Raw genomic sequence first — 13,528 nt, 5'->3', positions numbered from 1 at the left:
GGCGGGTTCAGTCGGCGACGCGGAACATCGCGTTGACTTTGGTCGGCTGAACCCGCACCACCAACTCGCCGGGCACGCCGTTGCGACGACCGAATTCCTCGGCCCGCTCCGCACCCATGTAACGCGCTCCGATCCGCGTCGCGATCTCGAGTAGGTCGCCGGCCCCGTCGTACGGGGTGGCGATTCCTTGCACCTGAACAAACGAGAACGGCGGGTGCGGGTCGTCGACGCAGATCACCACTCGCGGATCTCGGTCCAGCGCACGGCCTTTCGCGCTGTGAGCGCCGGTGTTGAACACCAGCTGCCCGTTGTCGACGATGAACCACACCGGAGCCACCAGCGGTCGGCCATCCGATGCGAGAAAGCCCAGCATCCCGGTGCGAGTTCCCTCGGACAGGAACTCGACCACTTCCGCTGAGAGGTCAGCCATTTCGGCTCTTACAACGTGACGATCTCGTAGTCGTTGACCTGATCGATCAGCACATGCAGCTGATCTTGCGCCGACCCCAGGGTGTGGTCGATCGCGGTCAGTCGCGCCGCGTAGTGACCGACCGGGTACTCGTTGGTCACCCCGATGCCACCGTGCAGCTGGATCGCCTCCTGGCTGATGTGTCGCCCGGAGCGGCCGATCTGCAGCTTGGCCCGGGCGGCGATCACCGGGTCGTAGTTGCCGTCCGCGATGGAGAGTCCGGCGTAGAGGTTCATGCTGCGAGCCAACTCCAGCGACACATACATGTCGGCCGACCGCTGCGTCAGCGTCTGGAAGGTGTTCAGCGTGACGCCGAACTGCTTGCGCTGCTTGAGGTAATCGGTCGTCAACCGCAGCGCTTCCTCCATCGCGCCGACCGCTTCGGCGTTGAGCGAGGACTGGATGCGGACAATGCCGTGGCTGATCGCTGTCGATGCGTCGCCGCCGTCGCCAAGGGGTTCGCCGACGGCGTTGTCCAGGTCGATCTGCGCACCCCGCTGACCGTCGAAGGTCCGGTACGGGTGGCGGCTGACCTCTTCGCTGTCGACCAAAAACAGGCCGACTCCTCCGTCTGGCAGCTTCGCGCTGACCACCAATGTATCGGCGCAGTCGCCGGCCAGCACAGGGTTCTTGTGCCCGGTCAGCACCCACGAATCGCCCTGCTGCACAGCGGTTGTCGCGATCGTGTCGTGTGATGTGCCGCGTGCACCGGGTTCCAGGTGGGCGAATGCCAGCAACCGCTCGCCTTCGGCGACTTCGCCGAGCAGTTCCTTCTGGGCGTCGTTGCCGACCTCGGCGATGATGGCACCCGGCCCCAGCGCCGCATGGATGACGGGCTCGGGCGCCAGCCGACGGCCGACCTCGGTCAGTACGGTGATGACTTCGGCTTGGCCGGCCTCCTCAGGGTCGAATCCCAGCCCTAGGATCCCGGTTTCGGCGAGTTGCTTCCAGACCTCGCGGCTCCAGCCAAGCTCGGACTCGACTGCCTTGATCCGGCTCTCGGCGTCGTAGCTGCGCGACAGCAGGTCGCGCGTGGTGTCACGAAGAAGCGTCTGTTCTTCACTCAGTTGAAAGTCCATGTCTTTTCCTGCCTTACAAGCCGAGAATGGTCGACGCGATGATGGTGCGCTGAACTTCGTTGCTGCCGCCGTAGATCGACGTCTTGCGGTAGTTCAGGTAGTGCGGGGCGCTGTGTTGCGCCCATGACGGAGAGGCGATGTCGCCGCCGGCTTCGAACGGCAACGCATCCGGTCCGGCGACCTCGACAAGCAACTCGGTGGCCGCCTGTTGGAGCTGGCTGCCGCGCAGCTTGAGCACCGACGACGCGGGATTGGGTTTACCGTCCACCGAGCTCGTCGCGACGCGCGCCTGGGTGAGTTCCAATGCGAGCAATTCGTTTTCAACCTCGGCCAGACGCGCCGCGAACAGCGAATCTTTGATCAGCCCGGTTTCGTTGGCGCGCCGCTTGACCTCCGCGAGCCCGACCTTGGTGCGGCCGACTCCGGCGATACCGGTGCGCTCGTTGCCCAGCAGGAACTTCGCGTAGCTCCAACCTTGATTCTCTTGTCCGACAAGCTGATCGGCGGGCACCCGAACATCTTCGAAGAACACCTCGTTGACCTCGACGCTGCCGTCGATCAATTTGATCGGCCGCATCGTGATACCGGGTGTGTCCAGGTCTATCAGCAGGAACGAGATGCCGGCCTGCTTCTTGGGGGCTTGCGGGTCGGTGCGCACCAGGCAGAAGATCCAGTCCGCGTACTGGCCCAGCGTCGTCCACGTCTTCTGACCGTTGACGACGTAGGTGTCGCCGTCGCGCGTCGCGGTGGTCCGCAGCGAGGCAAGGTCGGAACCGGCCTCGGGCTCGGAGAATCCCTGGCACCACCAGATGTCCAGGGCGGCAGTCGGCGGCAGGAAACGTTCCTTGATTTCCTGCGAGCCGAACTCGGCGATCACCGGCCCGACCATCTTGACGTTGAAGTTCAACGGCTCGGGGACCGCGGCGAGTTGCATCTCGTCGAGCCAGATCTGGTGTTGGGTGGGCGTCCAGTCTTTGCCGCCCCATTCGACCGGCCAGGCCGGCACCGCGAGTCCGTGCTCGTGCAGGATCTTGTGGCTGGTCGCGATGTCGTCGTGGTCATAGCCGCCCTGGCGGGCACGCTCGCGAATCTCGGCGGGAATCTTTGTCGTATAGAACTCGCGTAGCTCGTCGCGGAAGGCGGCTTCGTCCTGTGTGAGCGCCAACTGCATGGCAGTCTCCTTCGTTGGATCTGTCGGGCCTGTGTTGCACGTTATCGCGGCTGCCCAACCAACTAGTCAGGCGGCTGGAGTTCACAGCGAATCGGCCAACGATCGCAGGGTGTCCGCCGAGGTACGGCGGGGCGACCATTCGAGCAGGGTGTGGGCTTTGGTGGTGTCCATCACCATGGGCACGCGCGCGCAGTGCAGCCACTCGGCGGCCGCCGGAACGGCCGGTAACTGCGCCAGGATTGCGGATGCCGCCCTGGCCGTGGCCTTGGGCACACGCACGGGCCGTCCGCCCAGCGCTGATACCACGTCGGACACCGAGATCACGCCGTCGCCGGCGAGGTTGTAGGCCCCAGGCTCGGCGGATCCCGTTGCGGCCAGGACGACGGCCGACGCGACGTCGTCGTGATGGACCAGCTGCACCGGATTGCCCGGATCAGGCACAAGCGGTTTTAGTACCGGCAGCAGTCGGCTGGCGACATTGAAATATGGCACGCGGTTCCAAGGCAGCGCATCGACGAGGAGGCGGGCCCGCGGTCCAGCCACGATGCACGGCCGCAGGACGTACACCTCCAACGGCGAATGCGCCGTGATCTCAGCCAGCGCGGCCTCACACGCGGCCTTCTGCTCGGAGTAGTAATGCTCGGACGAACCTCGTGCGGGAACGTCCTCGGTGATCGGCACCGGGTTGTCCCGGTGATAGCCATAGGCGGCGACCGAGGAGGCATACACCAGCCGGCGCGGACGTCCGCTTTGCGCGCCGGCAACGCAGGCTTCGAAGACGTTTCGGGTGCCACGCAGGTTGATCCGCGCACTGTCTTCGCGCGAACCCATGATGATGAATGCCAGGTGCACGACCACATCGGCCTCGGCTACCAAGGCCGCGACGGAGTCGCGATCCAGAATGTCGCCCTGGCGGTAGCCAGTTTTGCGCCATCCCTGCGAATCGGGATCGAACGGGCTACGCGCCATGCCGATGATGCGCTCGACGTTGCGGTCCCGCTCTAAAGCGTCGACCACGGCCATTCCGACTTCGCCGGTCGGCCCGGTTACCGCGACGGTGAGCCCCATGAGCTCAGCCCCGCTTGTCGAACGGGATCGCGATCAGCCGGTTGGCGACCGCCTTGACCGAATCCGGCAAGAACCGATTGGTGATCGCGGTCGTTTTGGTCAGCAGTGACTCGGCGGCCACCTTGCGGCGGCCGCTGATCAGCGCGTCGAAGCCGGCCTGGGCGACCTTGGCCGGGTCGTCCTTGCGCGGGAAGCGCCCGAGAACAGTGTTGTCGGCCTGCCCGGAGCGCTGGAAGAAATTCGTGTCGGTCACTCCAGGCATCAGCGCTGTCACCGTGACGGCGGATTTACGCAATTCGTCCTGCAGCGCTTCGGCAAACGACTGGATGAACGATTTCGACGCGTTGTACACCGACTGGTACGGACCGGGCATGGCCGCCACGATCGACGAGGTGAAGAGGATTCTCCCGGCGTCACGCCGCACCATGTCGGGCAAGATCAGCTTGGCCAGGTGGACGGTCGACCGGACGTTGAGGTCGATCGCGGAGAGATTGTCGTCCAATTCGCTGTCGACGAAGCTCCCGCCCGTCGCGGTCCCGGCATTGAGAGCCGCAGCGTCGACGGTGCGGCCCCTTCGGCCGCCTTCTGGTACAGCGTCTCCACGCCGTCCGGGCCCCGCAGATCGACCTGGACCGGCTGCACCCGGGTGCCGAACTCGGCCAGCTCGAGGGCGGCGGTCTCGACACCGGGATCATCGGCGGCGATGACGAGGTCGTAATCGTGTTGGGCGAATTGCTTGGCGAGTTCGAAGCCGATACCGCTCGACGCGCCAGTGACGAGTGCCAAAGCCATGGCCTTCGGCTACCCGTGTGGCCCGTCGCGAAACTCCTTGGCAAATTGCACAGTTGACGGTTCATTCACAGACCCGGGCTGTCGCGGGCCGTGACGTCTCCGGGCCGGTGGTGGGCGCACCTACCGTCGGCCCATGCGAACCGAACTGCCCGCCGAGCGCCTGCAACGCCGCCTCGGCGCTCAGCCGACCACCGACGGCCACCCCGACGACGGCGAGGACAACGATCCGAACTCGTTGCTGCCGCGGTGGGTTCCTGACGACTCAGCGCTGCACGACGGCTGGCTGGCCAAAGTGCGCGCGGACCCCGGTAAAGCGGGGGCGGTCGCGCTGGCGGCGGTCGCCGCCGTTGCCGTGCTCGTCACCATCTTCACGTTGATGCGCGAACAGCCCGCGCCGGTCGCGTCGGCGAAGCTGCCGCCGGTCGACATGACAGCCGCGGCGAGCCGCAGCCCGAGCCCCTCCGGCCGACCGAACCAACCGGTGGTGGTCAGCGTCGTCGGCTTGGTTCACACGCCCGGCCTCGTCACGCTGACGCCAGGGGCGCGGATCGCGGACGCCCTGAAAGCGGCCGGCGGCACGACCGACGGCGCGGACACCGTCGGACTCAACATGGCCCGCCAGGTCGACGACGGCGAGCAGATCGTGGTGGGTATCGCTCCCGTCAAAGGTCAACCCGCGGTCCTGGGCAGCTCGGTGAGTCCCGGCTCGACGGTGTCGCCGCCGACCAGTTCGGCGCCACGACCGGCCAAAAGCGGCCCGGCGCAGCCCATCAACCTCAACACCGCGACCGTGCAGCAGCTTGACGCCCTGCCCGGCGTGGGCCCGGTAATGGCAGCCGCGATCGTGGCGTGGCGTGACGCCAACGGCAAGTTCACCAGCGTCGACCAGCTCGCTGAGGTGGACGGCATCGGGCCCGGACGGCTGGAAAAGCTGCGTCCGCTGGTCCGTGTCTGAGGACGGTGACGCCACAATCCGAGACCGCGCCCACCGGGGCATGACGCCGCTCTCCCCGCAAACGGGAGGTGCCCCGACCGCCTCGCTTCGCTCTGCATCGTCGCCGGCAGGGTCACCGCTGGACGCCCGGCTCGTGCCGGCCGCGCTGTCGAGTTGGGCCGTGACCGCCGCCGGAACACTCTGGCCGATCGGCGCCGTCGTCGGGTGGCTCTGCCTGGCAGCAAGCGCAGTCGGCGCGCTGGTGTGGCGCCTCGATCCCGGGCAGCCGCGGATGCGGGCGATCGGCCTCGGTGTGGTCGCAACAGGTCTGGTTGGCGGGGGTTTCGGATTCGCTATTGCGTTGCGCGCCAACGCAGTTACCCATCACCCCATCGCTGCCGCATTCGGCTCGAGCGTCGAGGTCGCCGTCACGCCGGTGGAGAGCGCGCGGTCGGTCGGTCACGGGAGGTTGCTGTTCCGGGCCGAACTCCGCCAGCTCGGACGCGATGAGATGTCCGGGCGCGCGGTCGTTTTCGTTCCAGCCCGAGATTTCACGGCGGTGATGGTCGGCCAGCCGATGCGCTTTCGAGCGCGCATCACCGCGCCGACGCGTCGCGACCTGACGGTGGCAACGTTCACCGCGGTCGGTGCGCCGACAATGGGCCGCGCCGGGCCGCTGAACCGCGCCGCCTACGCCGTCCGCGCCGGGTTCGCGGACGCCGCCCGCCGCGTGTTGCCGGCCGACCAGGCTTCGATGCTGCCTGCGCTGGTGCTCGGTGACACGTCGACGGTCAGCCCCATCACCAACCAAGAGTTCCGCACCGCCGGCCTGACACACCTGACCGCGGTCTCCGGTGCCAACGTGACGATCGTGTGCGGCACCGTCCTACTCTCGTCGCGGCTGATCGGCCCGCGCGCCGCGGTCGGACTGGCCGGTATTGCCCTCGTGCTTTTCGTCGTCGTGGTGCAGCCGTCGGCCAGTGTGCTGCGGGCGGCGGTGATGGGGGCGATCGCCCTGGTCGGCGTGCTGTCCTCGCGGCGCCGCCAAGCGATTCCGGCTCTGGTGGCCACGGTGCTGCTGCTGATGGTCGTCGCGCCTCAGCTGGCGGTGGACGTGGGCTTGGCGTTGTCGGTGGTGGCGACGGCCGCGCTGGTGGTCGTCGCGCCAATCTGGTCGCGGCGTCTGACGGCGGCGGGCTGGCCCAAGCCGCTGGCGGATGCGATCTGTGTGGCCGGTGCGGCGCAGTTGGTGACGGCGCCGCTGATCGCGGGGATCTCCGGCCGACTCAGCCTGGTCTCGGCGGTCGCCAATCTCGCGGTCGCGGCGTTGATCGCGCCGATCACGGTCCTGGGCAGCGCCGCGGCGGCGCTTTGTCTGTTCTGGGCAGACGGCGCACAGCTCCTGATTCGGTTCACCGGACCGGAATTGTGGTGGTTGCTGCGCATCGCGCACTGGACGGCCGGCATGCCGGGCGCGAGCGTGGCCGTGCCGTCGGGTTTTCCCGGTGTGCTGATCGTCGGCGCCGTAGGAGTGCTCGTTGTGCTCCTGTGGCGGTGGCGATGGTTTCGCGCCGGAGCGGCGCTGGCCGTCTGTGCGCTGCTCGCCTGGTCGGTCTCCGGTCTGCTGGTGGGGGCCGGTGGCGTTGTCGGCAGGACATGACACGATCGTCCGGTGAGCCAGCAGGATTCGGCAGTGCACCTTGTGCTGGGGGATGAGGCGCTGCTGGTCGAACGCGCCGTCGCGGACGTATTGCGGGCGGCCCGCAAGCGGGCCGGCACCGATGACGTGCCCGTCGACCGGGTCCGGGCCGGCGATGTCGGCGTCTACGAATTGGCCGAATTGCTCAGCCCGTCGCTGTTCGCCGACGAACGTGTGGTCGTGTTGGAGTCGGCCGGCGAGGCCGGAAAAGAGGCCGCCGAGTTGATCGCGAAGGCGGCCTCCGATGTGCCGGCGGGCACCGAACTCGTGGTCGTGCATTCCGGCGGTGGTCGCGCCAAGGCTTTGGCGAGTCAGCTCCAGAAACTAGGCGCGCAGGTGCACCCGTGCGCGCGGATCACCAAGGCCGCTGAGCGACTCGACTTCGTGCGCAAAGAGTTTCGCTCACTCAAAGTCAGGGTGGACGACGACACGCTCACCGCTCTGCTCGACGCCGTCGGTTCCGACGTCCGCGAATTGGCTTCGGCCTGTTCGCAATTGGTGGCCGATACCGGCGGGCAGGTGGACGTCGCTGCGGTGCGGCGTTATCACCAGGGCAAGGCCGAGGTCAAAGGGTTCGACATCGCCGACAAGGCCGTGGTGGGTGATGTCGAAGGTGCCGTCGAAGCGCTGCGCTGGGCGATGTTGCGCGGCGAACCGCACGTGGTCCTGGCCGACGCGCTAGCGGAAGCCATTCACAGCATCGGACGCATCGGGTCGCTATCGGGCGATCCCTATCGGTTGGCGTCGGAACTGGGGATGCCGCCGTGGCGCGTCCAAAAGGCTCAAAAGCAGGCCCGGCGCTGGTCGCCCGATTCGGTGGCTACCGCCATGCGATTGGTGGCGGCACTGAATGCCGACGTCAAAGGGGCAGCAGCCGACGCGGACTATGCCTTGGAGGCGGCGGTGCGAAAAGTCGCCGAGCTCGTCGCCGACTGACGATGCGGGCCGGTACGGCCCGGGGAGGAAGCGGCGCTTGGTGGGGCCGACTGACGATGCGGGCCGGTACGGCCCGGGGAGGAAGCGGCGCTTGGTGGGGCCGACTGACGATGCGGGCCGGTACGGCCCGGGGAGGAAGCGGCGCTTGGTGGGGCCGACTGACGATGCGGGCCGGTACGGCCCGGGGAGGAAGCGGCGCTTGGTGGGGCCGACTGACGATGCGGGCCGGTACGGCCCGGGGAGGAAGCGGCGGTTGAACACCGCGGATTAAGTAACTAGCTGCTGAGCTTGTTCAGCGCGTGGGCGAGCGCGGACTTCTTGTTCGCCGCCTGGTTCTTGTGAATCACGCCCTTGCTCGCGGCCTTGTCCAGCTTGCGGCTCGTGGAGACCAGCAGCTCGGCGGCCTTGTCCTTCTCACCGGCCTCGGCGGCCTCGCGGAACGCGCGCACCGCCGTACGAAGCGACGACTTCACCGACTTGTTGCGCAAACGGGCGCGCTCGTTGGTGCGGTTGCGCTTTTGCTGCGACTTGATGTTGGCCACGCGTAAATCCTTCTCAAATTCCTGAGGCTTGTGCTGTGTCGGGTGTGCCGGCGTGTGGTCACGCTTAACCAGCGACTGCTCAGGGTATCAGTCCGCCGTGCATTCTCCCAAAGTCGAGGGGCTGGACCTGCGGAGCGCGACAATCTGATGCAGCATGGCAACGTGCCTACTCGAACCGTTCCCGCTGAGAACAAGCGGCAAAAGCAGACTTTCGAGCACATCTTTGCCGGATACAACGTCACCAATGGTTACTCTGACGCCTTCGACGAGATGTTCGACGCGCAGGGCAATGTACGGACGCCGTACAAGGGCATCTATCGAGAGCTGGCGCCGTCCACCGCCGACGATCTCGACGATCGTGCGGAGGCGCTGAGTCGGGCCTTTGTCGATCAGGGCATCACCTTCTCGCTGTCGGGTCAGGAACGCCCGTTTCCACTAGATCAAGTTCCTCGGGTGATCTCCGCCGCCGAGTGGACGAAGCTGGAGCGCGGCCTCGTCCAGCGGGTGAAAGCTCTCGAGGCGTACCTCGACGACATCTACGGCGACCAGGAGATCCTGCGCGACGGCGTCATCCCGCGGCGCCTGATCACCTCGTGCGAGCACTTCCATCGTCAGGCCGTCGGCATCCAGCCCCCCAACGGGGTGCGCATCCACGTTGCGGGTATTGACCTGATCAAGGACGAGAAGGGCATCTGGCGAGTGCTCGAGGACAACCTGCGATCGCCGTCCGGGGTGTCCTACGTGATGGAGAACCGGCGCACGATGGCCCGGGTTTTCCCCAACCTGTTCGCCAGCCACCGGGTGCGCGCCGTCGACGACTACGCCTCGCACTTGCTGCGAGCGTTGCGCAACTCCGCTGCCACCAACGAGGCCGACCCAACGGTGGTCGTGCTGACTCCCGGCGTCTACAACTCGGCGTACTTCGAGCATTCGCTGCTGGCCCGCCAGATGGGCGTCGAGCTCGTCGAGGGACGCGATCTGTTCTGCCGCGACAACCAGGTCTACATGCGCACCACCGAAGGCGAGCAGCAGGTCGATGTCATCTATCGGCGCATCGACGACATCTACCTCGACCCGATGCAGTTCAAGCCGGATTCGGTCCTGGGCGTGGCCGGTCTGCTCAATGCGGCCCGCGCCGGCAACGTGGTGATTTCCAGTGCCGTCGGCAACGGAGTGGGCGACGACAAGCTCGTCTACACCTACGTGCCGACCATCATCGAGTACTACCTCGGTGAGAAGCCGCTGTTGGCCAACGTCGACACCTACCGGTGTTGGCTCGACGACGAGCGAGAGGAAGTGCTCGACCGGGTCGCCGAATTGGTGATCAAGCCTGTCGAGGGCTCCGGTGGTTACGGCATTGTCTTCGGCCCCGAAGCCTCGGCCAAAGAATTGAACGCGATCAGCAAGAGCATCCGGGAAGACCCGCGCGGCTGGATCGCCCAGCCGATGATGCAGTTGTCGACGGTGCCTACGCAGATCGGTGACACGTTGACCCCGCGTTACGTCGACCTGCGGCCGTTCATCGTCAACGACGGCGACGAAATCTGGACGCTGCCTGGCGGTTTGACGCGGGTGGCGCTTGTCGAAGGATCCCGGGTGGTCAACTCGAGTCAGGGCGGCGGATCGAAGGACACCTGGGTACTGGCGTCGAGGGCCTCGGCCGCCGATCACGAGCTTGGCGCGGCAGAGGTGGTCAAGGCATTGCCGGCGCCGGTCACAGCGGCCGACGAGGAGGCCGCCGAGAAGCCGCTTCAACGGCAGAAGCAGTCGCAAATGAAGGCCGGCCCGCGGCAGCGGTCGGGACAGCAACAACAACAGCAGCAGGCGGTGGTTCGCTGATGCTTGCTCGCAACGCAGAAGCGCTGTACTGGATCGGTCGTTACGTCGAGCGTGCCGACGACACCGCACGCATCCTCGATGTGACCCTTCACCAACTGCTCGAGGACTCCAGTGTCGACCCCGACCACACGTCGCGAGTCCTGTTGCAAGTCTTGGGAATCGAAGAGCCGGACAACGAGCTCAACCTGTGGTCGCTGACCGACGTGGTAGCTTTCCGCCGGCATACGTTGGGTGGTGGCAGTTCGATCGTCGACGCGATCACCGCCGCGCGGGAAAATGCACGGTCGGCTCGGGAGGTAACCTCCACCGAAACCTGGGAGTGCCTCAACACCACCTACAACGCCATGGGTGAGCGTATGCGGGCCGCCAAACGGCTTGGGCCGCACGAATTTCTGTCGTTCATCGAGAGCCGCGCGGCAATGTTCGCCGGTCTGGCCGACTCGACGCTGTCCCGCGACGACGGTTATCGCTTCATGATGTTGGGTCGTGCGATCGAGCGGGTGGATATGACGGTGCGAATGGTGCTGTCCCGAGTCGGCGACAGTGCGGCGTCGCCGGCGTGGGTGACGGTGCTGCGTGCCGCGGGCGGCCACGACACCTACCTCCGGACGTATCGCGGTGTGCTGGACGCGAATCGGGTGGTGGAATTCATCCTGCTGGACCGGCGGTTCCCGCGGTCAATTTTTTATTCGCTGAAGGTGGCCGAGCACCAACTCGACGAACTGGTGCACAACTCTCACGGCAACGTCGGCACTATTTCTGAGGCGCAGCGTCTGCTGGGCCGGGCCCGCAGCGAACTCGAGTTCGTCCGGCCGGGGGTGCTGCTCGAGTCGCTGGAAAGGCGGCTGGCCGGGCTGCAGAAGTCGTGCTTCGATGTCGGAGAAGCGTTGGCGCTGCAGTATTTTCACGCGGTGCCTTGGGTGGCGTGGACCGATGCCGGCCAACGCGATCCGCTGCCGACGAAGGCGACGAAGCAGGGGAAGAACTGATGTGGCGTATGCGTGTGCTGCACGCAACCGGGTATGCGTATCCGTCACCGGCGACGGCTTCCTTCAACGAAGCCCGGCTCACGCCGCGGTCGGATTCGCGACAGAACGTTGTCCTCAATCGGGTCGAGACCGTCCCGGCGACCCGCTCATATCGCTACATCGACTACTGGGGCACTGCGGTGACAGCGTTCGACCTGCATGCACCGCACACCGAGCTGACGGTGACGTCCGCGTCGGTGGTGGAGACCGAGCTTCCCGATCCGCCCGCGCAGGAGTTGACGTGGGACGAGTTGAGGAGTGATTCCGTCGTCGATCGCTACGACGAAGTGCTGACCCCCACAGATCACACCCCAGCGAGCAGGCGTGTTGCGTCGGTGGGCAAGAAGATCGCGAAGGAGCACGGCCCCGCCGACGCCGTCCTGGCCGCCTCGGAATGGGTGCGCGGCGAACTCGATTACGTCAAGGGCAGCACCGGGGTGTATACCTCGGGCCTCGACGCCCTTCGCGAGGGCAAAGGCGTCTGCCAAGACTTCGTTCACCTGACCCTGATGGTATTGCGCGGCATGGGAATTCCCTCGCGGTATGTCTCCGGCTACCACCACCCGGATCCCGGGGCGGAGATCGGCGACACCGTCGACGGTCAGAGCCATGCCTGGATTCAGGCCTGGACGGGTGGCTGGTGGGACCACGATCCCACCATCGACAGCTCGATCAACGAGCAGTACGTCACGGTCGGTGTGGGGCGCGACTACTCCGACGTATCGCCGCTGAAAGGGATCTACTCCGGGCAGGGTGCCACCGATCTCGATGTCGTCGTCGAAATCACTCGGTTGGCCTAGCTCAGCAGATTCATCGCCCGACAATTTGCGGAGAAGTCACTTACACACGGCGGGATCTCGTCGTAGCCTGGATGTGAAGCTGATCACACCTCAGGGGAGGCTCGATGCGGATAGCGGACGTGTTGCGCGGGAAAGGCGACGCGGTGGTGACGATCGATCCTGATGCCACGGTCGCCGAACTTCTGGCCGGACTTGCCGAACACAACATCGGGGCGATGGTGGTGTCCGGCCAGGACGGCGTAAAAGGCATCGTGTCTGAGCGCGATGTCGTGCGCCAACTACATGCGCATGGTGCGTCGCTGCTCACCCAACCGGTCGAGACGATCATGACGTCGGTGGTCTCGACCTGCTGCAAGGATGACACCGTCGACAGTCTCACGCTGCTCATGACCGAAAACCGGGTGCGGCACGTGCCGGTTCTCGAGCACGGGAAGCTTGTCGGCATCGTGAGCATCGGCGACGTCGTCAAGACGCGCATGGAAGAGCTGGAAAGCGAGCACGAGCAGCTGCAGTCCTACATCACCCAGGGCTGACCGCTCAGCTCCAGGAATAGTCCCGACGCAGGCGCTCAGCGACCTTGTCGAAGACTGCTCGGCCCAAGATCGCACCCTCGCGCCGAATGCTCTCCTCGGGGACGTCCAGCACGCGATCGAGGCGTACCCAACTGGGCCGCCCTTCGCCGTCCCAGCTGCCGCTGCCGATGGCTACCCAACACCTATCGGAGGCATGGCTTTCGCGACTCGACATCATCAATCCGAGCAAAGTGGCGCGGTCGCGGCCGACGACCAATACCGGTCGGTCCTTGCCGCGGGTGGGGTCTTCCTCGTAAGTCACCCAGGTCCACACCACTTCGCCGGGGTCGGCGCGACCGTCGAGGTTGGGCGAGTAGACGATTCGGCGAGCGCGGTGTGCGGTGGGCGCGCTGTTCCTGGTGACCGGCCGGCCGGCGGTGATCTCGGCTGGGGGCTCCGCCGCGGTGGCCGCGAGCACGTCCAAGCCGATCTTGATTCCTTTTTGGACGGTCGGCGAATGCTGTAGCTGCCGAATCAACTTCGGCGCTTCGTCGAACACCAGGTGCTCAGCCAGCCGCTGGAAGGTTTTCCATTGTGAAGGCATCTTCGCAGCATAGGTGCGCGCGCAGGTGTCGCGCTCGGAGGACCGCGCTGCTCAC

At 66.1% G+C, this 13,528-nt stretch carries 13 protein-coding genes and 1 pseudogene; 7 read left to right on the top strand and 7 right to left on the bottom strand.

The features are described 5' to 3' along the window. Positions 1-7 precede the first annotated feature (7 nt). The 5 genes and pseudogenes from MKK62_RS26050 to MKK62_RS26030 all read right to left on the bottom strand — a co-directional run bounded on the left by MKK62_RS26050 (position 8) and on the right by MKK62_RS26030 (position 4,579). On the bottom strand, positions 8-430 hold the full coding sequence (locus MKK62_RS26050; protein WP_240263044.1) for a PPOX class F420-dependent oxidoreductase: 423 nt from the start codon (positions 428-430) through the stop codon (positions 8-10). An 8-nt stretch (positions 431-438) separates the two neighbouring features. After that, positions 439-1,548, bottom strand: a complete 1,110-nt coding sequence (locus tag MKK62_RS26045; protein WP_240263045.1) for an acyl-CoA dehydrogenase family protein — start codon at positions 1,546-1,548, stop codon at positions 439-441. A 13-nt stretch (positions 1,549-1,561) separates the two neighbouring features. Continuing rightward, a complete protein-coding gene (locus tag MKK62_RS26040; RefSeq protein WP_240263046.1) occupies positions 1,562-2,719 on the bottom strand; it encodes an acyl-CoA dehydrogenase family protein in 1,158 nt (385 codons plus the stop codon). Between the two features lie 81 nt (positions 2,720-2,800). Next, positions 2,801-3,787 carry an NAD-dependent epimerase/dehydratase family protein gene (locus MKK62_RS26035; protein WP_240263047.1) on the bottom strand — a complete coding sequence of 329 codons (987 nt, stop codon included), beginning with the start codon at positions 3,785-3,787 and terminating at the stop codon, positions 2,801-2,803. A gap of 4 nt (positions 3,788-3,791) precedes the next feature. Then, positions 3,792-4,579, bottom strand: a pseudogene (locus MKK62_RS26030) (SDR family NAD(P)-dependent oxidoreductase). Between the two features lie 133 nt (positions 4,580-4,712). Here MKK62_RS26030 and MKK62_RS26025 point away from each other — a divergent pair. Genes MKK62_RS26025 through holA form a run of 3 tightly spaced genes read left to right on the top strand, consistent with a single transcriptional unit; the run spans position 4,713 to position 8,148 of the window. Further along, positions 4,713-5,534: a ComEA family DNA-binding protein gene (locus MKK62_RS26025; RefSeq protein WP_240263048.1), complete on the top strand. Its 822-nt coding sequence runs from the start codon at positions 4,713-4,715 to the stop codon at positions 5,532-5,534. A 40-nt stretch (positions 5,535-5,574) separates the two neighbouring features. Beyond that, positions 5,575-7,173 (top strand): ComEC/Rec2 family competence protein, encoded by a 1,599-nt coding sequence (locus MKK62_RS26020; protein WP_434085122.1) that lies wholly within the window; start codon positions 5,575-5,577, stop codon positions 7,171-7,173. Between the two features lie 33 nt (positions 7,174-7,206). Beyond that, positions 7,207-8,148 (top strand): DNA polymerase III subunit delta, encoded by a 942-nt coding sequence (gene holA / locus MKK62_RS26015; protein WP_240263921.1) that lies wholly within the window; start codon positions 7,207-7,209, stop codon positions 8,146-8,148. A 275-nt stretch (positions 8,149-8,423) separates the two neighbouring features. Here holA and rpsT read toward each other — a convergent pair whose 3' ends face one another. Next, the gene (gene rpsT, locus MKK62_RS26010; RefSeq protein ID WP_067329878.1) at positions 8,424-8,690 is read right to left on the bottom strand and encodes a 30S ribosomal protein S20; all 267 of its coding nucleotides are present in this window, start codon (positions 8,688-8,690) and stop codon (positions 8,424-8,426) included. A 270-nt stretch (positions 8,691-8,960) separates the two neighbouring features. Here rpsT and MKK62_RS26005 point away from each other — a divergent pair, with 270 nt between their 5' ends. From MKK62_RS26005 to MKK62_RS25990, 4 genes are all read left to right on the top strand, one after another. Further along, a complete protein-coding gene (locus MKK62_RS26005) occupies positions 8,961-10,529 on the top strand; it encodes a circularly permuted type 2 ATP-grasp protein (RefSeq protein WP_434085121.1) in 1,569 nt (522 codons plus the stop codon). Further along, positions 10,529-11,518 carry an alpha-E domain-containing protein gene (locus MKK62_RS26000; protein WP_240263050.1) on the top strand — a complete coding sequence of 330 codons (990 nt, stop codon included), beginning with the start codon at positions 10,529-10,531 and terminating at the stop codon, positions 11,516-11,518. The genes MKK62_RS26005 and MKK62_RS26000 overlap by 1 nt, the downstream gene beginning before the upstream one ends. Then, entirely contained in the window at positions 11,518-12,357 is an 840-nt protein-coding gene (locus tag MKK62_RS25995; RefSeq protein WP_240263051.1) for a transglutaminase family protein, read from the top strand. Before MKK62_RS26000 ends, MKK62_RS25995 begins: the two co-directional genes overlap by 1 nt. A 104-nt stretch (positions 12,358-12,461) precedes the next feature. Next, the gene (locus MKK62_RS25990; RefSeq protein ID WP_240263052.1) at positions 12,462-12,890 is read left to right on the top strand and encodes a CBS domain-containing protein; all 429 of its coding nucleotides are present in this window, start codon (positions 12,462-12,464) and stop codon (positions 12,888-12,890) included. A gap of 4 nt (positions 12,891-12,894) precedes the next feature. Here the strand turns inward: MKK62_RS25990 and MKK62_RS25985 are convergent, their stop codons facing one another. Then, positions 12,895-13,473: a type II toxin-antitoxin system PemK/MazF family toxin gene (locus tag MKK62_RS25985; RefSeq protein WP_240263053.1), complete on the bottom strand. Its 579-nt coding sequence runs from the start codon at positions 13,471-13,473 to the stop codon at positions 12,895-12,897. Positions 13,474-13,528: the final 55 nt, after the last annotated feature.

The organism is Mycobacterium paraterrae, from assembly GCF_022430545.2.
Taxonomy (GTDB): Bacteria; Actinomycetota; Actinomycetes; order Mycobacteriales; family Mycobacteriaceae; genus Mycobacterium; species Mycobacterium paraterrae.
This window is presented reverse-complemented; position numbering and strand designations above follow the sequence as displayed.